The 24,842-nt window shown below is 65.8% G+C and carries 22 protein-coding genes and 1 other RNA gene; 17 read left to right on the top strand and 6 right to left on the bottom strand.

The features are described 5' to 3' along the window. Positions 1-7: 7 nt before the first annotated feature. Together AC3AP7_RS02915 and AC3AP7_RS02920 are read right to left on the bottom strand one after the other, a co-directional pair. Complete coding sequence (locus AC3AP7_RS02915; RefSeq protein ID WP_475765750.1) at positions 8-1,564, bottom strand: formate dehydrogenase beta subunit; 1,557 nt, start codon at positions 1,562-1,564, stop codon at positions 8-10. Beyond that, positions 1,561-2,046, bottom strand: coding sequence for an NAD(P)H-dependent oxidoreductase subunit E (locus AC3AP7_RS02920; protein ID WP_475765748.1), 486 nt, complete (start codon positions 2,044-2,046; stop codon positions 1,561-1,563). The genes AC3AP7_RS02915 and AC3AP7_RS02920 overlap by 4 nt, the downstream gene beginning before the upstream one ends. A gap of 137 nt (positions 2,047-2,183) precedes the next feature. Here AC3AP7_RS02920 and AC3AP7_RS02925 point away from each other — a divergent pair, with 137 nt between their 5' ends. After that, the gene (locus AC3AP7_RS02925; protein ID WP_475765746.1) at positions 2,184-3,272 is read left to right on the top strand and encodes a substrate-binding domain-containing protein; all 1,089 of its coding nucleotides are present in this window, start codon (positions 2,184-2,186) and stop codon (positions 3,270-3,272) included. A 98-nt stretch (positions 3,273-3,370) separates the two neighbouring features. Further along, complete coding sequence (locus AC3AP7_RS02930; RefSeq protein ID WP_475765744.1) at positions 3,371-3,640, top strand: hypothetical protein; 270 nt, start codon at positions 3,371-3,373, stop codon at positions 3,638-3,640. 169 nt (positions 3,641-3,809) lie between these two features. Here the strand turns inward: AC3AP7_RS02930 and ssrA are convergent. From ssrA to ompA, 4 genes are all read right to left on the bottom strand, one after another. After that, positions 3,810-4,179, bottom strand: a transfer-messenger RNA (tmRNA) gene (gene ssrA / locus AC3AP7_RS02935). Positions 4,180-4,287: 108 nt separating this feature from the next. Next, complete coding sequence (locus AC3AP7_RS02940; protein WP_475765741.1) at positions 4,288-5,007, bottom strand: HAD family hydrolase; 720 nt, start codon at positions 5,005-5,007, stop codon at positions 4,288-4,290. Between the two features lie 27 nt (positions 5,008-5,034). Next, a complete protein-coding gene (gene ubiG, locus AC3AP7_RS02945) occupies positions 5,035-5,733 on the bottom strand; it encodes a bifunctional 2-polyprenyl-6-hydroxyphenol methylase/3-demethylubiquinol 3-O-methyltransferase UbiG (protein ID WP_475765738.1) in 699 nt (232 codons plus the stop codon). Positions 5,734-5,896: 163 nt separating this feature from the next. Continuing rightward, on the bottom strand, positions 5,897-6,547 hold the full coding sequence (gene ompA, locus AC3AP7_RS02950) for an outer membrane protein OmpA (protein WP_475765737.1): 651 nt from the start codon (positions 6,545-6,547) through the stop codon (positions 5,897-5,899). A 507-nt stretch (positions 6,548-7,054) separates the two neighbouring features. On the opposite strand from ompA, the gene gyrA reads away from it, so the two are divergent. From gyrA to rfaD, 15 genes are all read left to right on the top strand, one after another. Then, a complete protein-coding gene (gene gyrA / locus AC3AP7_RS02955) occupies positions 7,055-9,658 on the top strand; it encodes a DNA gyrase subunit A (protein ID WP_475765734.1) in 2,604 nt (867 codons plus the stop codon). Positions 9,659-9,772: 114 nt separating this feature from the next. Next, entirely contained in the window at positions 9,773-10,378 is a 606-nt protein-coding gene (locus AC3AP7_RS02960; RefSeq protein ID WP_475765732.1) for a DUF2059 domain-containing protein, read from the top strand. 213 nt (positions 10,379-10,591) lie between these two features. Then, positions 10,592-11,674 carry a 3-phosphoserine/phosphohydroxythreonine transaminase gene (serC, locus tag AC3AP7_RS02965; RefSeq protein ID WP_475765731.1) on the top strand — a complete coding sequence of 361 codons (1,083 nt, stop codon included), beginning with the start codon at positions 10,592-10,594 and terminating at the stop codon, positions 11,672-11,674. A gap of 79 nt (positions 11,675-11,753) precedes the next feature. Beyond that, a complete protein-coding gene (gene pheA / locus AC3AP7_RS02970; protein ID WP_475765729.1) occupies positions 11,754-12,836 on the top strand; it encodes a prephenate dehydratase in 1,083 nt (360 codons plus the stop codon). 60 nt (positions 12,837-12,896) lie between these two features. Further along, a complete protein-coding gene (hisC, locus tag AC3AP7_RS02975) occupies positions 12,897-14,009 on the top strand; it encodes a histidinol-phosphate transaminase (protein WP_475765727.1) in 1,113 nt (370 codons plus the stop codon). A 79-nt stretch (positions 14,010-14,088) separates the two neighbouring features. Beyond that, positions 14,089-15,048: a prephenate dehydrogenase gene (locus AC3AP7_RS02980; protein ID WP_475765725.1), complete on the top strand. Its 960-nt coding sequence runs from the start codon at positions 14,089-14,091 to the stop codon at positions 15,046-15,048. An 18-nt stretch (positions 15,049-15,066) separates the two neighbouring features. Continuing rightward, positions 15,067-16,371 carry a 3-phosphoshikimate 1-carboxyvinyltransferase gene (gene aroA, locus AC3AP7_RS02985; RefSeq protein WP_475765722.1) on the top strand — a complete coding sequence of 435 codons (1,305 nt, stop codon included), beginning with the start codon at positions 15,067-15,069 and terminating at the stop codon, positions 16,369-16,371. A gap of 35 nt (positions 16,372-16,406) precedes the next feature. After that, positions 16,407-17,093 carry a (d)CMP kinase gene (cmk, locus tag AC3AP7_RS02990; protein WP_475765719.1) on the top strand — a complete coding sequence of 229 codons (687 nt, stop codon included), beginning with the start codon at positions 16,407-16,409 and terminating at the stop codon, positions 17,091-17,093. Positions 17,094-17,349: 256 nt separating this feature from the next. Further along, positions 17,350-19,062, top strand: coding sequence for a 30S ribosomal protein S1 (rpsA, locus tag AC3AP7_RS02995; protein ID WP_475765717.1), 1,713 nt, complete (start codon positions 17,350-17,352; stop codon positions 19,060-19,062). 22 nt (positions 19,063-19,084) lie between these two features. Then, a complete protein-coding gene (locus AC3AP7_RS03000) occupies positions 19,085-19,408 on the top strand; it encodes an integration host factor subunit beta (protein ID WP_475765715.1) in 324 nt (107 codons plus the stop codon). Positions 19,409-19,723: 315 nt separating this feature from the next. Continuing rightward, a complete protein-coding gene (locus tag AC3AP7_RS03005; RefSeq protein WP_475765713.1) occupies positions 19,724-20,017 on the top strand; it encodes a LapA family protein in 294 nt (97 codons plus the stop codon). A 61-nt stretch (positions 20,018-20,078) separates the two neighbouring features. Further along, positions 20,079-21,254 carry a lipopolysaccharide assembly protein LapB gene (lapB, locus tag AC3AP7_RS03010; protein ID WP_475765711.1) on the top strand — a complete coding sequence of 392 codons (1,176 nt, stop codon included), beginning with the start codon at positions 20,079-20,081 and terminating at the stop codon, positions 21,252-21,254. Between the two features lie 131 nt (positions 21,255-21,385). Continuing rightward, on the top strand, positions 21,386-22,789 hold the full coding sequence (locus AC3AP7_RS03015) for a UDP-glucose dehydrogenase family protein (RefSeq protein ID WP_475765709.1): 1,404 nt from the start codon (positions 21,386-21,388) through the stop codon (positions 22,787-22,789). Continuing rightward, on the top strand, positions 22,782-23,756 hold the full coding sequence (gene rfaE1, locus AC3AP7_RS03020) for a D-glycero-beta-D-manno-heptose-7-phosphate kinase (RefSeq protein WP_475765706.1): 975 nt from the start codon (positions 22,782-22,784) through the stop codon (positions 23,754-23,756). Before AC3AP7_RS03015 ends, rfaE1 begins: the two co-directional genes overlap by 8 nt. Positions 23,757-23,820: 64 nt before the next feature. Beyond that, positions 23,821-24,813, top strand: coding sequence for an ADP-glyceromanno-heptose 6-epimerase (gene rfaD, locus AC3AP7_RS03025; RefSeq protein WP_475765704.1), 993 nt, complete (start codon positions 23,821-23,823; stop codon positions 24,811-24,813). Positions 24,814-24,842 lie beyond the last annotated feature (29 nt).

The following is a 24,842-nucleotide window of genomic DNA, read 5'->3' on the forward strand; positions in this document are numbered from 1 at the left end:
TCCATCGTCAGGCCGCCGCTTCGCGCGGCATGGCGTCAAGACCGAAGTCTTCGGGAAAATGATCGAGGGCGGACATCACCGGGTAGGGCGTCATGCCGCCCATCGCGCACAGCGAGCCCGACACCATCGTGTCGCACAGCTCGCGCAGCAGCTGCACCTGGCGCGGCGAGCGGTCGCCGTCGCGGATGCGCTGGATTACCTCCACCCCCCGCGTCGAGCCGATCCGGCACGGCGTGCACTTGCCGCACGACTCCAGCGCGCAGAAGTGCATCGCGTACTGCGCAAGCTCCGCCAGGTTCGACGTGTCGTCGTGCACCACCAGCCCGCCGTGGCCCACCACCGCGCCCACCGCCGCGTACGCCTCGTAGTCCAGCGGAATGTCCCACTGGCTCTGCGGCAGGTACGTGCCCAGCGGCCCGCCCACCTGCACCGCGCGCACCGGCCGCCCGCTCGCGCTGCCCGCGCCGTAGTCGTACACCAGCTCGCGCAGCGTCACCCCGAACGCGAGCTCCACCAGCCCGCCCTGGCGCACGTTGCCCGCCAGCTGGAACGGCAGCGTGCCGCGCGAGCGGCCCATCCCGAAGTCGCGGTAGAACGCCGCGCCGCGCGCGAAGATCACCGGCACCGTCGCCAGCGTGATCACGTTGTTGATCACCGTCGGCTGTCCGTACAGCCCCGCGAGCGCCGGCACCGGCGGCTTGGCGCGCACCACCCCGCGCTTGCCCTCCAGCGATTCGAGCAGCGCCGTCTCCTCGCCGCACACATACGAGCCCGCGCCTCGGGCCACCTCCAGCCCGAACGCATGCGCCGTGCCCAGCACGCCCGCGCCCAGCCAGCCCGCCTCGCGCGCCCGCACCAGCGCCGCCTCCAGCGCCGCGATCGCATGCGGGTACTCGCTGCGCACGTAGATGTAGCCGCGGCTCGCGCCGGTCACCACCCCCGCGATGATCATCCCCTCGATCAGCGCATACGGGTCGCTCTCCATGAGGAGCCGGTCCGAGAAGGTGCCCGAGTCGCCCTCGTCCGCGTTGCACACGATGTACTTCTGCGCCGCGCGCGCGCCGCGCACCGTGCGCCACTTGATGCCCGCCGGAAACGCCGCGCCGCCCCGCCCGCGCAGCCCCGATTCGATCAGCGCCTCGCAGGCCGCCTCGCCGTCCATCGCCAGCGCCGCCTTCAGCCCCGCCAGCCCGCCGTGCGCCACATAGTCCTCCACCGACAGCGGATCGGTCACGCCGATGCGCGCGAACGTCAGCCGCTGCTGCTTCTGCAGGTACGGAATCGCGTCGACCGGGCCGACGCAGCGCGGGTGCGCGCCGCCTTGCGTGAAGCCCGCATCGAACAGCGCGCCGACCTCCGCGCACCCGACGTTCGCGTAGCCGATGCGCCCCTGCGGCGTGGCCACCTCGACGAGCGGTTCGAGCCACAGCAGGCCGCGCGAGCCGTTGCGCACCAGCTCGATGGCCACGCCGCGGCGCTGCGCCTCGGCCTCGATCGCCGCGGCGAGCGCATCGGCGCCCAGCGCGAGCGCGGACGAATCACGGGGAACGTAGATGCGGGTCATGCGTCAGCCTCCTGGGCGTCGCGGGCGGCCGCCCACAGCGCGTCGAATCCCTGCGGATTCACCTTCGCGTGCAGCGTGCCGTTGAGCGTCATCGCCGGCGACAGCGCGCACTGCCCCAGGCAGTACGCCGATTCGAGCGCCGTCGCGGCGCCCGCCGCGTGCGGCGCGTCGAAGCGGCAGCCGGTGCGCGCCTCGATGTGCTGCGCGAGTGCCTCGGTGCCCATGCTGCGGCAGGCCTCGGCGCGGCACAGCTGCACCGTCACCGCCGCCGGCGGCGTGGTGCGAAAGTGGTGGTAAAACGTCAGCACGCCGTGCACCTCCGCGCGCGACAGGTTCAGCGCCCGCGACAGCGGCTCCACCGTCTCCGCAGGTATGTAGCCTACGTCGTCCTGGAGGGCGTGCAGGATGGCCAGCAGCGAGCGGCCGGGCTGCGCATGACGTTGCACCAGCGCGTCTGGTGCGAGTGCGGTTGAATCGTTCAAAGTGGGGGCTCCTCCGAAGTCAAATATGCACTTGTTTTTCATAATACGTGCACGTATGCTTCAGTCGTTCGGACTATGTCTGACCTGAACGATAGGCGCGCGCTACACCTTGTGCAATAGGAAAGAACGATTCATATATGATCCGGGTCGAATGCCACGCGCAGCTTGTCCTGCGCGACGCGGACGGGCGCGAAGCCTGCCTGACCGACGTGGCGCCGCTTCTGGCGCTCGTCGACGAATCGGGCAGCATCGCTCAGGCTGCCGCGCTTAAGGGTTTGTCCTACCGTCACGCGTGGGGTCTGCTGCGCGACCTCGAGGAGCGGCTCGGCGCGCCACTGATCGCGAAGGAGCGCGGGCGCGGCTCGGTGCTGTCCGAACTCGGGCAGGCCTTGCTGCGCGCGCAGCGGCTTTGCGGCGAGCGGCTCGACGGCAACATGCGCGCGCTCGCGAGCGAGGTGGCGAGTGAGCTGAACCACTGGCTTGCGCCGCCGGCGGACCACGTGCGCATTCACGCGTCTCACGGTTACGCGGTCGCGGCGCTGGTGACCGCGCTGGTCGGCGATGAGATCCCGGTCGACATCAAGTACCGCGATAGCGCGGACGCGGTGACGGCGCTCGCGCGCGGCGAATGCGACCTCGCGGGCTTTCACTTGCCGCGCGGCGAATTCCGGGCGGCGTGTGCGAACACTTACCGGCGCTGGCTCGATCCGCGGCGGCACGTGCTCGTGCACCTCACGCGGCGCAAGCAGGGGCTGTTTCTTGCCCGCGGCAACCCGAAGGGAATCGCGGCACTGGGCGACCTGGCGCGCGACGATATCCGCTTCGTGAACCGCCAGCCCGGCTCCGGCACCCGCATGCTGCTCGATCTCGCGTTGCGGCGCGTCGGCGTGGATCCGGATCGCGTCAACGGCTATGCATCGACGGAGCTGACTCACTCGGCCATTGCGGCATTCGTCGCGAGCGGGATGGCCGACGTGGGCTTCGGCGTCGAGCCGGCCGCGCATCATTTTGGGCTCGATTTCGTGCCGATCGTCGACGAAGACTATTATTTCGCGTGCGATCGCGCGAGCCTCGAACGTCAGCCGCTCGCGATGGTGGTGAATATGCTGCGCGGCGAGCCCTTCAGGCATGGCGTCGCGCGGCTCGACGGCTACGATCCGCAAGACTGCGGGACGCTCGTGGACGTCGAGGACGGGCTCGATCCGGGCGCCGGTAAGCCGCGGTAACAGCGCGCCCAACGCGCTTCGCTGCGTTGGGCGGCGGGATGCGATACCCTTGAGCCTTTCAGCCCGTACCGTTGCGCGGCCCGCCGCGCCTGAACGACATGAATGTTTTCGCTAAAGCCTGCGTCGCGGCGGCCGCCGCCGGCGCTCTTGCCGCCATGGTTTCGGTCGCCTTTGCACAGGACTCGCCGGGTATTCCGGACGGAATCCTGACGGACCAGTTTCACCTGGAGGCGCACCCGCAACTGGAGTTTGCCGCATCGGCGCCGACCGGCAAGTATCAGTCGGACAAAAAATCGGCGATGCGCAAGCGCGGTGACAATGGCGACCCGGACGGCTGCAATCTGCAGTGCCCGCAGAGCAATAACTAGCACTAGCAGGTACGCGTGCAGTGAGCCCGGCCTTGCGTCGGGCGACGCATGCAGCCTCGCCCGGCAAATAAAAACCCGCATCGTCCGTTGGGCGATGCGGGTTTTTTTGCGCGAGGCGCGGAGCAGCAGCAAAACGGTGTGAACCGGTGCCGTGCCATTTTGAAAATTCTGGTGGAGGCGGCGGGAATCGAACCCGCGTCCAGAAGTACTCCACGACTAGTTCTACATACTTAGTTCTGTCTTTTGATTTAACCGCCACGACGCGGACGAACACGCTGCGCGACGGCGATCCACTGAATTTTCGACCCCGGCGTCGTGGCGCCACCGGGGCTTAACTGACGTATATGACCTCTGGCGGTATTGCTACCGGTCTTGCGACACTAGCCCGTCAGTGAACCAGGCAGAGGACGGCGGCCCTTAGGCTGCCAGTGCGAACGTATCGTCGTTTGCAGTTACGTTTTTCCCATTGATTAACGAGGTGACGGGTCCTCGGTATGCCCTAGCCGCTTCGCTACCCCTGTCGAAACCAGGTCGCCCCCGCGGTGGATGCCCAAAATGTCTGGGCGAATGCAGATTTTACAAGAGTTTGGCGATTCTGTCGCGACTCGCTCCGGATGCCATGCCCCGGCGTGTGCACGCCGTGCTTCTCAGGCCGGACTGATGTCGCGCAGCAGTCGGCGCAGTTCGTCAGTCGATTCCACGACGTGCCGCGCGTGCCACTGGCGTGGCGGGATGTCGTTGCCGCAATAGCCGTACGCGGCCGCGACGGTCACCATCCCGGCGGCGAAGCCCGCCTGGACGTCGCGCAGGTCGTCGCCGACATAGATGACGCGCTCCGGCGCGCATTCCAGCGCGCGCGCCGCGTGCAGCAGCGGCGCGGGATGCGGCTTCGCATGCGGTGTCGTGTCGCCGCTCACCACGCAGCCGGCGCGCAGGTCGAGACCGAGTTGCGCGACGAGCGGGCCGGTCAGGCGGGCAACCTTGTTCGTCACGATCCCCCAGCGCACGCCGCGCCCATCCAGTTCGTCCAGCAACGCGTCGATGCCGGGAAAGAGCGTTGTCTCGATGCACAGATCCGCTTCATAGTTGGCGAGAAACTCCTCGCGCATCGACGCGAACTCGTGATGCTCGGGGCCGATGCCGAACGCGCCGCCGATCAGCCCGCGCGCACCCGCGGACGCGAGCGGCCGCAGCGCCTCGAGCGGCACCATGTCGAGACCGCGGTCGTGGCGCATCTTGTTGACGGCGGCGGCCAGATCGGGCGCGGTATCGGCGAGCGTTCCGTCGAAATCGAACAGGACGGCTTCGCACAGACGGATGGACGCGTCGTCTTCGTCGCGCTGGGGCAGGGGAGTGGGATCGCTCATCGGGATAGAAATACTGTCAGGAGTCCGTCAGGCCTCGCGGCGGCAGGCCAGCAGGTAGTTGACGCTGGTGTCGTTCGACAGCGCAAAATGCTTGCTGAGCGGATGGTAGGCAATGCCCTTGATGTCGGCCGTGTGCAGCCCCGCCGCGCGGACGAAGCCGGCGAGTTCCGACGGCCGGATAAAGCGCGCGTAGTCGTGGGTGCCCCTCGGCAGCATTCTGGCAATGTATTCGGCGCCGATGACAGCGAGCAGGTAGGACTTCACATTGCGGTTCAGCGTCGAGAAAAAGACCCAGCCACCCGGCTTCACGAGGGTCTTGCACGCGGCCACGATGGCCGCCGGCTCGGGGACGTGCTCAAGCATTTCCATGCAGGTCACCACGTCATACGTTGCCGGCTCGCGCGCGGCGAGCGCTTCCGCGGCGATTTCCTCGTAATCAACGCTTACACCGCTTTCAAGGCTGTGAAGATCCGCGACGCCGAGCGCCTGATTCGACAGGTCGATACCTTTGACCTGGGCGCCGAGGCCAGCCATCGATTCGGACAGGATTCCGCCGCCGCAGCCGATGTCGAGCACCCGTTTGCCCGCCAGATGGGCGTGCGTGTCGATCCAGCCGAGGCGCACCGGGTTCAGCTCGTGGAGCGGCTTGAATTCGGCGTTTGGGTCCCACCAGCGATGGGCGAGATCGCTGAACTTCTGCAATTCGTGGGGATCGGCGTTGGTCATGGCGGGGGCGTACCTCATTGGGAGACGGCGGGAAGGCGGCTGTCCGGGGATAAGACCGGAGTATAAAGGCCGCCGCAGGACACGGCAAAATGGCCGTCTCCTGTGTGCGCAGCAAAAAAAAGCCCCGCCGGAGCGGGGCTTTGATACTGCGGTAACGCCGAACTTACTGCTTCGCGGTACCGACGACTTCGACTTCCACGCGGCGGTCCGGTGCGAGGCAGGCGATCAGCGCCTTGCGGTTGCGCTGGTTGCAGCCGGTCGTCACCGGGTTGCGCTTGCCCTTGCCTTCCGTGTAAATACGGTTGGCCGGGATGCCCTTGCTGACCAGGTAGGCCTTCACGGACTGGGCGCGGCGCAGCGACAGACGGTCGTTGTACTTGTCCGAACCGATGCGGTCGGTGTAGCCGGTGGCCACGACGACTTCGAGGTTCAGGGCTTCGATCTTCGAGGCAAGGTCGTCCAGCTGTTGCTTGCCAGCCGGCTTCAGCACGGCCTTGTCGAAGTCGAACAGCGCGTCAGCCTGATACGTGATCTTCTGGCTCTGGACAACCGGAGCCGGCGGGGGCGGCGGAGCCGGCGGCGTCGGAGCCTGGGCAACCAGCGCGCCGTCGCACTTCGCGTTGGCGGTAGCCGGCGTCCAGAACGCATCGCGCCAGCAGAGCTCGTTCGTGCCGTTCATCCACACGTATTCGCCCGTGCCGTTCACCCAGTTGTCGTTGGTAGCTTGTCGCGACGCCGGCACCGACTGAGCCGATGCGGATGCAGCCATAACCGCGGTAGCTGCAATGAACGCGAGCTTTGAAAGTTTATTCATATTTCTCCTCTCGAAATTGAGATTACCGCAGGTTTACTGCGAGCCTGTTGACGAAGACCAGTCATACATTGCTCGAAGTATAACATTGGTGCGGAACAAAAAAGCGCGCTGTGTAGACTTCGAGCAGTGTCTGACTCTTTGTGCGTTGGCATTTTGCCATATCGTTCCCTTCCCACGAAAAAAAAATTCCCCCCCGTTTTTTACCCCTGGCCAATTGTGGTGCATGCGCAACAACCGTCGGACAGGGGGCGCCGTTGTCCCGTCAGCACGGGCAGCGCGCGCGAAAGGATGTAGCAGGAATCGGGCCTGAAATGGGGTCATGCAGGCTGCCGCGCACGCCGCGATTGCGGGCTCCAGGAGGCGCTGGCGCCTGCCCTCCTAATAGGTATACGTACCCCGGCTGGGGGTGGATGCGCGGCGTGCTAGAATCGCGTGATGCGTTGCCGCCGCAGCGCTCATGCGAATGTGCGGCTTTCCCGCCGTCTTCGCGCGTACAAGATACGGATAATGGATCAATTCGCCAAAGAGACTCTGCCCATCTCCCTCGAGGAGGAAATGCGCCGTTCGTATCTCGATTATGCGATGAGCGTGATCGTGGGGCGTGCGCTTCCCGATGTCCGCGATGGCCTGAAGCCGGTGCACCGGCGCGTGCTGTACGCGATGCACGAGCTGAACAACGACTGGAACCGCGCCTACAAGAAGTCGGCGCGTATCGTCGGCGACGTGATCGGTAAATACCATCCGCACGGCGACACCGCCGTCTACGACACGATCGTGCGGATGGCCCAGGACTTCTCGCTGCGCTACATGCTGGTCGACGGCCAGGGCAACTTCGGTTCGGTCGACGGCGACAACGCCGCCGCCATGCGGTACACCGAAATCCGCATGGCGAAGATCGGCCACGAACTGCTGGCCGACATCGACAAGGAGACGGTCGATTTCGTGCCGAACTACGACGGCAGCGAGAACGAACCCGCCATCCTGCCGGCGCGGATCCCGAATCTGCTGATCAATGGCTCGTCCGGTATCGCGGTCGGGATGGCGACCAATATTCCGCCGCATAACCTGAATGAGATCGTCGACGCCTGTCAGCACCTGCTGAAGCATCCTGACGCGTCGATCGACGAACTGATCGAAATCGTCCCGGCACCCGATTTCCCGACTGCCGGCATCATCTACGGCGTCGCCGGCGTGCGCGACGGCTACCGCACCGGCCGCGGCCGGGTCGTGATGCGCGCGCTCACGCACTTCGAGGAGATCGATCGCGGCCAGCGGATGGCGATCATCGTCGACGAGCTGCCGTATCAGGTCAACAAGCGCTCGCTGCTCGAGCGGATTGCCGAACTCGTCAACGAGAAAAAGCTCGAAGGCATTTCCGACATTCGCGACGAATCCGACAAGAGCGGCATGCGGGTCGTCATCGAACTGAAGCGCGGCGAAGTGCCGGAGGTGATCCTCAACAACCTCTATAAGGCGACCCAGCTGCAGGATACGTTCGGCATGAACATGGTCGCGCTGGTCGACGGCCAGCCGAAGCTGCTGAACCTGAAGGAGATGCTGACCTGCTTCCTGTCGCACCGGCGGGAAGTGCTGACGCGGCGCACCGTCTATGAACTGCGCAAGGCGCGCGAGCGCGGTCACGTGCTCGAAGGCCTCGCGGTCGCACTCGCGAACATCGACGAATTCATCGCGATCATCAAGGCGGCGCCGACGCCGCCGATCGCCCGTCAGGACCTGATGGCGCGGGCGTGGGATTCGTCGCTGGTGCGTGAGATGCTGGCGCGCGCCGAGACGGAAAATGGCGCGGCGGGCGGCAGCGGCGCCTATCGCCCCGAAGGGTTGAATCCGGCATTTGGCATGCAGTCCGACGGCCTTTACCGGCTCTCGGATATTCAGGCGCAGGAAATCCTGCAGATGCGCCTGCAGCGCCTGACGGGGCTGGAGCAGGACAAGATCATCGGCGAATATCGCGAGGTGATGGCGCAGATTGCCGATCTGCTCGACATCCTCGCGCGCCCGGAGCGTATTACGGCGATCATCGGCGACGAACTGACGTCGATCCGCGCGGAATTCGGCGACGCGCGCCGCTCGAAGATCGAGCTGAACGCCACCGAGCTGAACACCGAGGACCTGATCACGCCGCAGGACATGGTCGTCACGATGTCGCATGCCGGCTACGTGAAATCGCAGCCGTTGTCCGAATATCGCGCCCAGAAGCGCGGCGGACGCGGCAAGCAGGCCACCTCGATGAAGGACGACGACTGGATCGACACGCTGTTCATCGCGAACACGCACGACCATATCCTCTGCTTCTCGAACCGCGGCCGGGTCTACTGGGTGAAGGTCTACGAGGTGCCGCAGGGCTCGCGCAACTCGCGCGGCCGGCCGATCGTGAACATGTTCCCGCTGCAGGACGGCGAAAAGATCACCGTGGTGCTGCCGGTGAAGGAGTTTTCCGCCGACAAGTATGTGTTCATGGCGACCGCGTTAGGAACGGTAAAAAAGACGCCGCTCGAAGCCTTTAGCCGGCCGCTGCGCAAGGGTATCATTGCGGTCGGACTGGACGACGGCGACTATCTGATCGGCGCAGCAATCACCGACGGCGAGCACGACGTGATGCTGTTCTCGGACTCCGGCAAGGCGGTGCGCTTCGACGAGAACGACGTCCGGCCGATGGGCCGGGAAGCGCGCGGCGTGCGTGGCATGCAGCTCGAAGACGGGCAGCAGGTGATCGCGATGCTGGTGGCCGGCGACGAGGCGCAGTCGGTGCTGACCGCGACCGAGAACGGTTTCGGCAAGCGCACGCCGATCACCGAGTACACGCGCCACGGCCGCGGCACGAAGGGGATGATCGCCATCCAGACCTCGGAGCGCAACGGCAAGGTGGTGGCGGCGACGCTGGTCGACCCGGAGGCGCAGATCATGCTGATTACTACGACGGGCGTGCTGATTCGCACGCGCGTCGCGGAAATTCGGGAAATGGGCCGTGCGACCCAGGGTGTTACACTCATCAGCCTCGATGAGGGCACCCGTCTGTCCGGTCTTCAGCAGGTTGCGGAAGCGGATGGCGAGGGCGACAGTGAAGAGGGCGGCGAAGACGGCGGCGTCTGATCCGCCGGCACAGCCTCATGCAGGGTATAACGCCGCGGGCGTGGACGAGCGCATCGGGCCGGTGCGAGCGTGCTGCGGCAAGTAGTTCGACTATATTTCTCTCAGGGAGTAATGATGCAAAAACGATTCAAACAGTGGATGTTGCTGGCTGCCTTCGTGCCGACGTTCGCGATGGCGCAGGCGCTGCAGAACCAGGGTGCAGCGCCGGCCGACACCACCGCCGCCGCGCCGGTCGATCCGGCCAAGCAGGCGGCGATCAAGGATCTGCTGGACGCAATCGATGCACAGAAGCTCGTCAGCGCAATTGGCGGCAGCGCGCAGATGCAGGCGAAGCAACTGGTACCGGCCATCCTGTCGGATGCGCTGACCGAAAACAAGACGATGACGGACAAGCAGAAGCAGGCCGCCGTCCCGACGCTGCAGAAGAACGCGGTGCCGAAGCTGGTCGACTCGGCTGGCCAGGTCTTCACGACGCCGCAGTTCCGCCAGGACGCGATGCAAGCCCAGTATCAGGCATATGCCAAGTACTACTCGACGGCTGAGATCAAGGATCTGACCGCGTTCTACAAGAGCCCGACCGGCCGCAAGTTCATCGAGGTGCAGGACCAGGTCGGCCGCGACGTCGTCAATGGCCTGATGCAGAAGTACATGCCGGAGTCGATCAAGGCGACCCGCGCGCAGGCCGACCAGGAAGTCGCTTCGGTCAAGTCGGCCAAGTAAGCAGGCGGGCTGCTGCAGTCCGGGTACGCCATTTGCCGGCGACCCGGCCGCGTTTGGCGGCTTTCCTGTGACGATGCGATAATGGCTGTTTGCGCCTGTGCGCAAACAGCCATTTTCTTTTCAGGCGCGGATCTGCCACCTTTTATGCCGCGTGCTGCCTTGGGGACCCGTTTCAGGGACCCGATTCAGGGATCAGATTCAGGGATCAGACGAATGCGCGTCTTTAATTTCTCGGCCGGACCCGCGGCCATGCCGGAAGAAGTGCTGCGCCAGGCGGCCGACGAGATGCTCGACTGGAACGGTAGCGGCATGAGCGTGATGGAGATGAGCCATCGCGGCAAGGAGTTCATGTCGATCCATGAGGCGGCGCTGGCGGACCTGCGCGCGCTGCTCGACGTGCCCGCGAGCCACCGGGTGCTGTTCCTGCAGGGCGGCGGCCTCGGCGAGAACGCGATCGTGCCGATGAACCTGTTCGGCCAGAAGCCCCGTGCGGATTTCGTCGTGACCGGTTCGTGGTCGCAGAAGTCGTTCAGGGAAGCGCAGAAATACGGCACCGTGCATCAGGCCGCCAGCGGCGAGACGGCGGACGGCTTCACGCGCGCCCCGGCGCGCAGCGAATGGCGGCTCTCCGCGGATCCGGCGTATGTGCATCTGTGCACGAACGAGACGATTCACGGCGTCGAAACGTTCGACATCCCGGACCTCGGCGATATCCCGCTGGTCGCGGACGCGTCGTCGCACATCCTGTCGCGGCCGATGGATCTGGCCAAGTACGGCGTGCTGTTCGGCGGCGCGCAGAAGAACATCGGGATGGCAGGCGTCACGCTCGTGATCGTGCGCGAGGACCTGCTCGAACGCGCGATGTCCATCTGTCCGTCCGCGTTCGAGTGGAAGACGGTAGCCGCGAACAATTCGATGTACAACACGCCGCCTACCTACGCGATCTACATCGCGGGACTCGTGTTCAGGTGGCTCAGGAAGCAAGGCGGCCTCGCGGCGATCGAGGCCCGCAATATCGAAAAAGCGAAGCTGCTGTACGAGACGATCGATGCGAGCAGCTTCTATCTCAACAAGGTGGAACGCGCGTCGCGTTCGCGGATGAACGTACCGTTCTTTCTCGCCGACGAGTCGCGCAACGAAGATTTCCTCGCCGGCGCGAAAGCGCGCGGGCTGGTGCAGCTGAAGGGCCACAAGTCCGTCGGCGGCATGCGGGCGTCGATCTACAACGCGGTGCCGCTCGAGGGCGTGAAGGCGCTCGTCGAGTACATGAAGGAATTCGAACAGCGCAGCGCCTGAGCCCGCAGGGGCAGGGCGGGCCGTCGGCCCGCGGGCGCGCGCAGGGTTTCCGCAGTTTCCGCCAAGGCCGTTTTCACGCATGGACGACGAACTCAATCTCCGACTCAAACCGTTGCGCGAGCGTATCGACGCGCTCGACGCGCAACTGATCGCGCTGCTCAACCAGCGCGCCGCGATCGCGCTCGAAGTGGGCGAGGTCAAGAAGCACTTCAACGCACCGGTGTTTCGCCCGGAGCGCGAGCAGCAGGTCATCGCGCGCCTGCAGGACATGAGCGCCGGCCCGCTCGCCGGCGAGCACATCAGTGCGATCTGGCGCGAGATCATGGCCGCGAGCCGCGCGCTCGAAAAGACGCTGAAGGCGGCGTACCTCGGTCCGGTCGGCACGTACAGCGAACAGGCGATGCACGCTTACTTCGGACAGGCGATCGAAGGGTTGCCGTGTCCGACGATCGACGAAGTCTTCCGTTCGGTCGAAGCGGGGAGCGCCGATTTCGGCGTGGCGCCGGTCGAAAATTCCACCGAGGGTGCGGTCTCGCGCACGCTCGATCTGCTGCTGCAGACGCAACTCGTGATCGGCGGCGAGCTGGCGCTGCCGATTCACCATAACCTGCTCACGCAAAGCGGCGACCTGAACGGCGTCACGCGCGTGTGCGCTCACCCGCAGGCGCTTGCCCAATGCCAGGCGTGGCTCGCCGCGAATGCACCGCATCTGGAGCGTCAGGCGGTTTCGAGCAATGCCGAGGGTGCGCGGCTGGCGGCGAGCGACCCGAGTGTCGCGGCGATCGCGGGCGACCGCGCGGCGGCCCATTACGGTTTGCAGACTGCCCGTGCGCTGATCCAGGACGACCCGCACAACCGCACGCGTTTCGTGATGATCGGCAAGCAGCCGGCGGGTCCGAGCGGACACGACCAGACTTCGCTGATCGTGTCGGTCGTGAATCAGGCGGGCGCGGTATTCAAGCTGCTCGAACCGCTCGCGCGCCACGGCGTGTCGATGACGCGCTTCGAGTCGCGGCCGGCGCGCGTCGGCACGTGGGAGTACTACTTCTATATCGACGTCGAAGGGCATCGCGACGACGCGCCCGTTGCAGCGGCGCTCGCCGAGCTCGACCAGAAGGCGGCGTTCCTGAAGATTCTGGGCTCCTACCCGCGCGCCCGCTGACCGGCCGGGCTGCGGCGCCGAGCGTCACTCATTCTTGATCATTCTGTTGCGGAGATACGCATGACAACGCCTTTCGGTCCTTCCTACGTGCGCGCGATTGCGCCTTACATTGCCGGCAAGCCGATCTCGGAAGTGGCCCGCGAGTTCGGGCTCGACGAGGCGAAGATCGTGAAGCTCGCGTCGAACGAGAATCCGCTTGGCATGCCGCAATCGGCGCAGCGTGCGATCGCGCAGGCGGCGAGCGAACTGGGGCGTTATCCCGATTCGAACGCGTTCGAACTGAAGGCGGCGTTGAGCGCGCGCTACGACGTGCCGGCAGACTGGATCACGCTCGGCAACGGCAGCAACGACATCCTCGAAATCGCCGCGCATGCGCTGGTTGAAACGGGGCAGTCGATCGTCTACGCGCAATACTCGTTCGCCGTGTACGCGCTCGCGACGCAGGGGCTCGGGGCGCGCGCGATCGTCGTGCCCGCGCAGCACTACGGGCACGATCTCGATGCGATGCTCGCCGCCATCACGGACGACACCCGCCTCGTATTTGTCGCGAACCCGAACAACCCGACCGGCACCTTCGTCGACGGCGCGGCGCTCGAAGCCTTCATCGCAAAGGTGCCGCGCGAGGTGGTCGTGGTGCTCGACGAGGCGTACACCGAGTACCTGGCCGCGGACAAGCGCTACGACTCGATTGCGTGGGTGCGTCGCTACCCGAATCTGCTGGTGTCGCGCACGTTCTCGAAGGCCTATGGCCTCGCGGGACTGCGGGTCGGCTTCGCGATCGCGCAGCCGGCGCTGACCGATCTGCTCAATCGTCTGCGCCAGCCGTTCAATGTCAACACGCTCGCGCAGGCGGCCGCGGTGGCCGCGCTGAACGACAAGGCGTTTCTGGAGGAAAGCGCGGCGCTGAACGCCCAGGGGTATCGTTACCTGAGCGCGGCGTTCGAGCGGCTGGCCCTCGAATACGTGCCATCGTACGGCAACTTCGTGCTGGTGCGGGTCGGCCATGACGATGCGGCCGGCGGGCGGGTCAATCTCGCGCTGCTGAAACAGGGCGTGATCGTGCGGCCGGTCGGCAACTACGGCCTGCCGCAATGGCTGCGCGTGACGGTCGGTCTGCCGCAGGAGAACGAGGCGTTCGTCGCGGCGCTCGAAAAGGCGCTTGCGCCGGCCTGATCCGGCGAAGTCGTGAGGCCGGGCGTCCGGAGCGGGCGCCCGATTTCTGATTCTTACCCGCGTGCCTGCGTTTGTCGTCATGGCGCGCCTTTTTTCTGTCACCGACGTGTCCGGGTTCTCATTCAACAAGCTGGTGATTTTTGGGGTCGGCCTGATCGGCGGCTCGCTGGCGCGCGCGTTGCGCGAGCGCGCGGGGACGCACGGCGCGCGCACGGTGATCGGCGTGTCGCGGACGGCGGCGTCGGGCGCGCGAGCGCTCGCGCTGGGTGTGATCGACGCAAGCGTGGCGCTCGACGACGACGCGGCGCTGCGCGCGGCGCTCGCGGGGGCCGATCTGGTGCTGCTCGCCGCGCCGGTCGCGCAGACGCAGCCGCTGCTCGCGCGCATCGCGCCGTTTCTCGACCCCGCGACGATCGTCACGGATGCGGGCAGTACCAAGTCCGACGTCGTGGCGGCGGCCCGTGCGGCGCTCGGCGAGCGGATCGCGCAGTTCGTGCCGGGCCATCCGATTGCCGGGCGCGAGTCGAGCGGCGTGGAGGCCGCGCTGCCCGATCTCTACGCCGGCCGCAATGTGGTGCTGTGCGGTCTGCCGGAAAATCCGCCGGAAGCGCTGGCGCGGGTGGCCGCGATGTGGCGCGCGACCGGCGCGCGCGTGCACGAGATGACGCCTGAACAGCACGACCGGGTCCTCGCGTCGGTGAGCCATCTGCCGCATGTGCTGTCGTTCGCGCTGGTCGAGCAGATTCTCCATTCGCCTGACACGGCGCTGAAATTTTCATTTGCCGCCGGAGGCTTTCGCGACTTCACCCGGATCGCCGCGTCGAGCCCGGAAATGTGGCGCGACATTTGCGTGGCCAACCGCGCCGCGCTGCTCGCGGAACTCGACGGCTATACCGCGGTGCTCGCGCAACTGCGCGCGGCAATCGACGCCGGCGACGGCGCCGCGCTCGAAGCGGTGTTCGCGCGCTCGCGCGTGGCCCGCCGCGAGTGGCAGGAGCAGGGCAGCGCGACCGGCATCGCCGGGGATGCCGCCCAATAACCGGAACTGGACTCACTCATGGAATATCTCGACCTCGGACCGTTCTCCCGTGCGTCCGGCACGATCCGCCTGCCCGGCTCGAAGAGCATCTCGAACCGCGTGCTGCTGCTCGCGGCGCTTGCCGAGGGTGACACCACGATCACCAACCTGCTCGATTCCGACGATACGCGCGTGATGATCGACGCGCTCGAGAAACTCGGCGTGAAGCTGCAGCGCGACGGCGACACCTGCGTCGTGACGGGCACGCGCGGCGCGTTCACCGCGAAAACCGCGGACCTGTTTCTCGGCAACGCGGGCACGGCGGTGCGCCCGCTTACTGCGGCGCTCGCGGTGAACGGCGGCGACTATCGCGTGCATGGCGTGCCGCGCATGCACGAGCGGCCGATCGGCGACCTCGTCGACGGCTTGCGCCAGATCGGCGCGCGAGTCGACTACGAGGCAAACGAGGGTTTCCCGCCGCTGCGGATCCGCCCCGCGCGGATCGCGGTCGACGGGCCGATCCGCGTGCGCGGCGACGTGTCGAGCCAGTTCCTGACCGCGCTGCTGATGACATTGCCGCTGCTGCGCACGGAGAGCGGCGCGACCGTCGTGCAGGTCGACGGCGAACTGATCTCGAAGCCCTATATCGACATTACGATCCGGCTGATGGCGCGCTTCGGCATCGCCGTCGAGCAGCACGGCTGGCATCAGTTCACGGTGCCGTCGGGGCAGCGCTACCAGTCGCCGGGGCGGATCATGGTCGAGGGCGATGCGTCGTCGGCTTCGTATTTCCTCGCCGCGGGCGCGCTCGGCGGCGGCCCGCTGCGCGTCGAGGGCGTCGGCCGCGCGAGTATCCAGGGCGATGTCGGCTTTGCCGACGCGCTGATCCGCATGGGCGCGAACGTGAGCGCCGGCGACGACTGGATCGAAGTGCGCGGCGTCGGCCACGATCACGGCAAGCTCGAACCGCTCGACATGGACTGCAACCTGATTCCCGATGCGGCGATGACGATCGCCGTGGCGGCGCTGTTCGCCGACGGCACCACGACGCTGCGCAATATCGCGAGCTGGCGCGTGAAGGAAACCGACCGGCTCGCCGCGATGGCCACCGAACTGCGCAAGGTCGGCGCGAAAGTGACCGAGGGCGAGGACTACCTGGCCGTCACGCCGCCGGCGGCGCTGGTGCCGAACGCGGCGATCGACACGTATGACGATCACCGGATGGCAATGTGCTTTTCTCTCGTCAGCCTCGGCGGCGTGCCGGTGCGGATCAACGACCCGAAGTGCGTCGCGAAGACGTTCCCGGACTATTTCGAGCGCTTCATCGCGCTTGCGCGGCCGTGATGCGGCCGGCTTTTCCCTGACGTTCGACTCCCCCGATGAAATCGACTCGCCCCTTTCACCAGACGCCCGTCATCGCGATCGACGGTCCGACCGCCTCGGGCAAGGGCACCGTGGCCGCGCTCGTGGCGGCCCACCTGGGTTTTCACCTGCTCGACAGCGGCGCGCTGTACCGGCTCGCCGCGCTCGCCAGCGTGCGCTACGGAATCGCGCCGGACGACGCCGACGGGCTTGCAGCCCTGGTCGACGACCTCCATATCACCTTTCGCGAGGGCCTTGCGCAACTCGACGGCGTCGACGTGTCGCACGAAATCCGGGCCGAGGCGATCGGCACGCGGGCTTCGGCGATCGCCGTGCACGCGTCCGTGAGAGCCGCGCTGGTGGCCCGTCAGCGGGCATTTCGCAAGGAGCCCGGCCTTGTCGCGGACGGCCGCGATATGGGCACGGTGATCTTCCAGGACGCGGTGCTGAAGGTGTATCTGACCGCCAGCGCCGAGGCCCGCGCGGCCCGCCGGTATAAGCAATTGATCCAAAAAGGATTTTCTGCTAATATGGAAGACTTGCTGCGGGATTTGCGTGAACGCGACCAGCGCGACAGTCAGCGCGCGGCCGCGCCGCTCAAGCCTGCGGCGGATGCGAAGCTGCTCGACACGTCGTCGCTGTCGATCGACGAGGCGGTCAGCGAGGTGCTGCAGTGGTACCGCGCTGGCGCGTCCGTCGCGTGACGCCACGAAAATGCGCAGCAAACCTTGCGCAGTGAAGTGGTGTTGTATGCGATGTTGTACACGACGTTGTACAGATAGTCAGCAAGTAACAGGCAGTCGGGCGCGCCGTTGCGCCAGGCTGTCCGTGCAGGTGCCGCGCGTCGTGGATGCGCGGTGTGTTTCAACCCTTTAACCCCGCGTGGCGTTCGCCCATTGCCGAAATGGCAGCCTGTCCGGCCCGCCGGACGTCGCGAATACCAGGCAAATTCCGATTTTTATGTCCGACCTGCAAACCTCTACCCCGAATACCGAATCTTTCGCGGCTCTGTTCGAAGAGTCGCTGACCAAGCAGGACATGCGCGCCGGCGAAGTGATCTCCGCCGAAGTCGTGCGTGTCGACCACAACTTCGTGGTCGTCAACGCTGGTCTCAAGTCCGAAGCCTACATCCCGATCGAAGAGTTCCTGAACGACGCGGGCGAGGTAGAAGTGCAGGCGGGCGACTTCGTTTCGGTCGCAATCGACGCGCTGGAAAATGGCTATGGCGACACGATCCTGTCGCGCGACAAGGCAAAGCGTCTCGCTTCGTGGCTGTCGCTGGAAAAGGCGCTCGACAACAACGAACTCGTCACCGGCACGATCACCGGCAAGGTGAAGGGCGGCATGACCGTGATGGTCAACGGCATCCGCGCGTTCCTGCCGGGTTCGCTCGTCGACACGCGTCCGGTCAAGGACACGACGCCGTACGAAGGCAAGACGCTGGAATTCCGCGTCATCAAGCTCGACCGCAAGCGTAACAACGTCGTGCTGTCGCGCCGCGCGGTGATCGAAGCCACCCAGGGCGAAGAGCGCGCGAAGCTGCTCGAAACGCTGAAGGAAGGTGCGATCGTCGAAGGCGTGGTGAAGAACATCACCGACTACGGCGCGTTCGTGGACCTCGGCGGCATCGACGGCCTGCTGCACATCACCGACATCGCATGGCGTCGCGTGCGTCATCCGAGCGAAGTTCTCTCGGTCGGTCAGGAAGTCACCGCGAAGATCCTCAAGTTCGACCAGGAAAAGAACCGCGTTTCGCTCGGCATCAAGCAGCTCGGCGACGATCCGTGGGAAGGCATCTCGCGCCGCTACCCGTCGGGCACCCGCCTGTTCGGCAAGGTCACCAACATCACCGACTACGGCGCGTTCGTCGAAGTGGAATCGGGCATCGAAGGCCTCGTCCACGTGTCGGAAATGGACTGGACCAACAAGAACGTGGCGCCGTCGAAGGTCGTGCAGCTGGGCGACGAAGTCGAAGTCATGGTCCTCGAGATCGACGAGGACCGCCGCCGTATCAGCCTCGGCATGAAGCAGTGCAAGCCGAATCCGTGGGATGACTTCAGCCGCAACTTCAAGAAGGGCGACAAGATCCAGGGCGCGATCAAGTCGATCACCGACTTCGGCGTGTTCATCGGTCTGCCGGGCGGCATCGACGGCCTCGTCCACCTGTCGGATCTGTCGTGGAGCGAAGCGGGCGAAGAAGCGGTTCGCAAGTACAAGAAGGGCGACGAAGTGGAAGCGATCGTGCTCGGCATCGACGTCGAGAAAGAACGCATTTCGCTCGGCATCAAGCAGCTCGAAGGCGATCCGTTCAGCAACTATGTCGCGATGAACGACAAGGGCTCGATCGTCGACGGCACGGTCAAGTCGGTAGACGCGAAGGGCGCGGTGGTCCAGCTGTCCGGCGAAGTCGAAGGCTACCTGCGTGCGTCGGAAATCGCACAAGACCGCGTGGAAGATGCACGCAACGTGCTGAAGGAAGGCGACAAGGTCAACGCGATGATCATCAACATCGACCGCAAGTCGCGCGGCATCAATCTGTCGGTCAAGGCGAAGGATTCGGCTGAGCAGCAGGAAGCCATGCGCGGTCTCGCCGCGTCCGACAACTCGGCTGCGACCGGCACGACGAACCTCGGCGCGCTGCTGAAGGCCAAGCTCGACGGCCAGAACCAGTAAGCCTGACGAGGTCTGCTGCAGTATGACCAAATCGGAACTGGTCGCCCACCTGGCTACGCGATTTCCGCAGCTTGTTTTGAAAGATGCGGATTTCGCGGTGAAGACGATGCTCGATGCGATGTCCGACGCGCTTGCGAGCGGTCATCGTATCGAAATTCGCGGCTTCGGCAGCTTCGGCCTGAACCGTCGTCCATCCCGCGTCGGGCGCAACCCGAAGTCGGGCGAGAAAGTGCTGGTGCCGGAGAAATACGTACCGCACTTCAAGCCCGGCAAGGAGTTGCGCGAGCGGGTGGATCGCCGCGCAGGCGAGCCGTTGAAGGCCGAACAGCCGGACGACGATCTGTGAGCGCCGTGTTGTGCCGTCTGCAACGTGGCTTCGAAAGCGTCAATGGCGTAAGCCTGGCGGCAAGGACCAAAGAAAGCGCCTTCGGGCGCTTTTTTTATGCGCGCCGACCCCGCGCGCAGGTTCCACGCGGGCGGTGGGCACCCCATTGCGGCCTGGGAAGGCGTCAGGTTGAGGTCAGCTTGCCGAAAGCCGGCTTCTGCCCAGCCAAGAGGGCTTCCTTTACAATACGGGTCAATTCGGCGCGGGCCGGCGCGTGATGCGATCTGCATCCTCCGGCTGGCGTCGCGTGTGCAACTGCCGTCAAGAGATCGACTCATGAAATTTTTCGTCTGGCTGATTCGTGTGCTGGTGTTCGTGCTGCTGCTGGTGCTCGCACTCTCCAACACGCAAGGCGCTACGCTGAATTTCCTCGCGGGATATCGCTGGAGCGCGCCGCTCATCCTCATCGGTCTCGCGTTTTTCGTTGTCGGGTTGCTCGCGGGTCTCGTGTCCGCGGTGCCGGGGCTCGTGCGTCTGCGACTCGAAAACGGCCGCCTGAAGCGCGAATTGCGCTCGGTGCGCGAGACGCCCGTCGCTGTCGAGCCGCCGCCGCTGCCGCCGCTGATCTAGCTTTCAGGCTGCCGCGGGTCGCAGGTCCGCGGCGTATGTTTCTGCTCTCCCGATCAATCGCATGGATCTAGACTTTTGGTGGCTGCTCGTCGTGCCCGTCGCGTTCGCGCTCGGCTGGATGGCGGCACGCTACGATCTGAAGACGCTGCTGTCCGAGAGCGCCAACCTGCCGCGCTCGTACTTTCGCGGCCTCAATTTTCTGCTCAACGAGCAGCCTGACAAGGCGATCGACGCGTTTATCGAAGTCGTCAAGCTCGATCCGGAAACCATCGAACTGCATTTCGCACTGGGCAACCTGTTTCGCCGCCGCGGCGAAACGGACCGGGCGATCCGCGTGCACCAGAATCTGCTGGGGCGCACGGACCTGCCGGTCAGCGAGCGCGACCACGCGCTGTACGAACTCGGTCAGGACTTCCTGAAAGCGGGCCTGCTCGATCGTGCAGAGGAAACCTTCCGCGCGCTCGAAGCCGGCGATCACGCGCTGGGCGCGCAGCGCGCGCTGCTGACGATCTACGAGATCGAGAAGGACTGGAACCGCTCGATCGACACCGCGCGTCACCTCGAAACGATGGGCGCGGAGTCGCTCGACAAGGAAATCGCCCAGTTCCACTGCGAGCTTGCGCAGGAGGCGCTGCAGAGCAAGCGTCCCGATGAGGCGCGCCGGCAACTCGATCTCGCGCTGAAGGCCAACCCGGAAAATGTGCGCGCGACCATCCTGTTCGGCGACGTCGACCTTGCGGGCGGTTCGCCGGAAAGCGCGATCCGCCAGTGGCGCCGCGTCGAGGAGCAGAATTCGACCTATCTGCCGCTCGTGGCCGAGAAGATCATGAAGGCCTACGAGGCGCTCGGCCATGCCGATCAGGGCGCGGATCTGCTGACACAGTGGGTCGACCGTTATCCGTCGAACGACCTGCTCGACGTGGCCTTTCAGCATGTCGCCGCGCTGCGCGGCGCCGATGCGGCCCACAGCCTCGCGCGCACGCAGATGCAGAAGGCGCCGAACCTCGCCGGCATGACGCGGTTGCTCGAAGCGCAGCAGGCGAGCGCCGAGGAACCGCGGCGCAGCGAGCTGGAACTGATGCGCACGCTGATCCGGCAGCGCACCAAAAATCTGCCACGATATACATGCCAGAATTGCGGCTTCCGGGCACGGCTGTTCTACTGGCAATGTCCGGGCTGCAGCGGCTGGGAAACCTATGCGCCGCGGCGCGTCGAGCCGATCAACGCGGCGACCTGACCGGCCCGGCGCACCCGCCTCCGGCGCATCGGCCCGGCGCGTCGTGACGCACCGGGCCCGCACCGCGCAGCGGGCTTTACGTTGACGAAAACGAAGCGCATTTCTCACCGGACTTCATTACCGGAACGTGTATGAAACTCACCATTATCGGCACCGGCTACGTCGGGCTTGTCACCGGCGCGTGCCTCGCGGAAATCGGCCATGACGTGTTTTGCCTCGATGTCGATCCGCGCAAGATCGACATCCTCAACGAAGGCGGCGTGCCGATTCACGAGCCGGGTTTGCAGGAGATGATCCGGCGCACCCGCGCGGCCCGGCGCATTACGTTCTCGACCGATGTCGAAGCGGGGGTCGCGCACGGCGAAGTCCAGTTCATCGCGGTCGGCACGCCGCCGGACGAAGACGGTTCCGCGGACCTGCAGTACGTGCTCGAAGCCGCGCGCAACATCGGCCGCACGATGAACGGCTTCAAGGTGATCGTCGACAAGTCGACGGTGCCGGTCGGCACCGCGCAGCGCGTGCGCGCCGTGGTCGAAGAGGAACTCGCGAAGCGGGGCCTCACGGGCAGCGCGTCGCATCCGTTCTCGGTCGTATCGAACCCGGAGTTCCTGAAGGAAGGCGCAGCGGTCGACGACTTCATGCGGCCCGACCGGATCGTGATCGGCAGCGACGACGACGAAGCCGGCCAGCGCGCCCGCGAGGTGATGAAGCGCCTGTATGCGCCGTTCAACCGCAATCACGAGCGCACGCTCTATATGGATGTGCGATCGGCCGAATTCACGAAATACGCGGCCAACGCGATGCTCGCGACGCGCATCTCGTTCATGAACGAGATGGCGAACCTCGCGGAGCGCGTCGGCGCCGATATCGAAGCGGTGCGCCGCGGCATCGGCTCCGACCCGCGCATCGGCTATCACTTTCTGTATGCGGGCTGCGGCTACGGCGGTTCGTGTTTCCCGAAGGACGTGCAGGCGCTCGTTCGCACCGCGGACGAAAGCGGCCACAACCTGCGTATTCTCGAGGCGGTCGAAGCGGTGAATCACGCGCAGAAAGACGTGCTGGTGCGCAAGATCGTCGCGAAGCTCGGCGAAGATCTGAGCAGCCGCACCTTTGCGCTGTGGGGGCTCGCGTTCAAGCCGAATACGGACGACATGCGCGAGGCGCCGAGCCGCAACGTGGTGGCCGAACTGCTCGCGCGCGGTGCGACCGTGCGGGCTTACGATCCGGTCGCGACCGAGGAGGCGCGCCGCGTGTTCGCGCTCGATCTGCACGACGCGCCGGCGCGGCTCGAGCGTCTGCATTTCGCGTCGACGCAGGACGAGACGCTCACGGGCGCCGACGCGCTCGTGATCGTGACCGAATGGAAGGCGTTCAAGAGCCCGGACTTCGTGCATCTGAAATCGGTGCTGAAATCGCCGCTGGTGTTCGACGGCCGCAACCTCTACGAACCGGACGCGATGGCGAGCCTCGGGATCGATTACCACTCGATCGGCCGCCCCTATCTGCAACCGTCCGCTGTGTCGACCCATGTCTGATCCGATCGCCGAACGGGCCGCGCCCGCGCCCGAAGCGCCCGTGGTGCCGCGCGCGCGGCTCGCGGCGTCGCGTGTTCTGGTGGTGGGCGACGTGATGCTCGACCGCTACTGGTTCGGCGACGTCAATCGCATCTCGCCGGAGGCGCCGGTGCCGGTGGTGCACGTGCAGCGCCAGGAGGACCGGCTCGGCGGCGCGGCGAACGTCGCGCGCAACGCGGTCGCGCTGGGTGCGCAAGCCGGGCTGCTGTGCGTGGTCGGGCACGACGAACCGGGCGAGCGGATCGTGACGCTGCTCGGCCATAGCGGCGTCGTGCCGCATCTGGAGCGCGACCCCGACCTGCTGACCACGATCAAGCTGCGCGTGCTGTCGCGTCAGCAGCAGTTGCTGCGGGTCGACTTCGAGAATACGCCGGCGCATGAAGTGCTGCTCGCCGGGCTCGCGCGGTTCGATATGCTGCTGCCCGCGCACGACGTGATCCTGATGTCGGACTACGCGAAGGGCGGCCTCACGCACGTGACGAAGATGATCGCGCGCGCGAGAGCGGCCGGCAAGCCCGTGCTGGTCGATCCGAAGGGCGACGACTGGGAACGCTACCGCGGCGCAACGCTGATCACGCCGAATCGGGCCGAATTGCGCGAGGTGGTCGGGCAGTGGAAATCCGAGGAGGATCTGCACGCGCGCGTGACAGGCTTGCGTGCGCAGCTCGGCCTCGACGCGCTGCTGCTCACGCGTTCCGAGGAGGGCATGACGCTCTTCACGGGCAGTGGCGCGCTGCATGCATCGGCGCTCGCGCGCGAAGTGTATGATGTGTCGGGCGCGGGCGACACCGTGATCGCCACGCTCGCGGCCATGCTCGGCGCGGGCGTACCGCTCGTCGAAGCGGTGTCGCTGGCCAATCGCGCGGCCGGCATCGTGGTCGGCAAGCTCGGCACCGCCACCGTCGACTACGACGAGCTCTTTTCCTGATGTCGCGAGCCGCCCCGCGTGCGGCGCGGCTCGCATCCGTTGACTCCCTTTTCGCAGGACGATCATGACTCTCATCGTCACCGGCGCGGCCGGCTTCATCGGCAGCAATCTCGTGAAGGCGCTCAACGAGCGCGGCGAACAGCGCATCATCGCGGTCGACAACCTGACCCGCGCCGACAAATTCCGCAACCTGGTCGACTGCGAGATCGACGACTACCTGGACAAGAGCGAATTCGTCGAACGCTTCGCGCGCGGCGAGTTCGGCAAGGTGCGGGCGATTTTCCACGAAGGGGCCTGCTCGGACACGATGGAGACCGACGGCCGCTACATGATGGACAACAACTTCCGCTATAGCCGCGCGGTGCTCGATGCGTGCCTGGCCCAGGGGGTGCAGTTCCTCTATGCGTCGTCGGCGGCCACTTACGGCGGCTCGACGCGCTTTGTCGAGGAGCGCGAGGTCGAAGCACCGCTGAACGTGTACGGCTATTCGAAGTTCCTGTTCGACCAGGTAATCCGGCGCGCGCTGCCAGACGCGCGCAGCCAGATTGCGGGCTTTCGCTATTTCAACGTGTACGGGCCGCGCGAGACGCACAAGGGGCGCATGGCGTCCGTGGCGTTCCACAACTTCAACGAGTTCCGCGCCGCCGGCAAGGTGAAGCTGTTCGGCGAATATAACGGCTATGCGGCCGGCCAGCAGACGCGCGACTTCGTGTCGGTCGAAGACGTGGTGAAGGTGAACCTGTACTTCCTCGATCATCCGGAGAAGTCGGGCATCTTCAACCTGGGCAGCGGCCGCGCGCAGCCGTTCAACGACATCGCGTCGACGGTCGTCAACACGCTGCGCACGCTGGGCGGCGAGGCGCCGCTGTCGCTTGCGGAGCAGGCTCAGCGCGGGCTGATCGAATACATTCCGTTTCCGGACGCGCTGCGGGGCAAGTATCAATGCTTTACCCAGGCCGACCTGGCGAAGTTGCGCGCGGCCGGCTACGACGCGCCGTTTCTGAGCGTGCAGGAAGGGGTCGATCGCTACGTGCGTTGGCTGTTCGGCCAGCTGTAAGCCTCGCAAGGACCCCTCTAGACTGGAAT

The sequence above is a fragment of the Paraburkholderia sp. PAMB 6770 genome, from assembly GCF_057748135.1.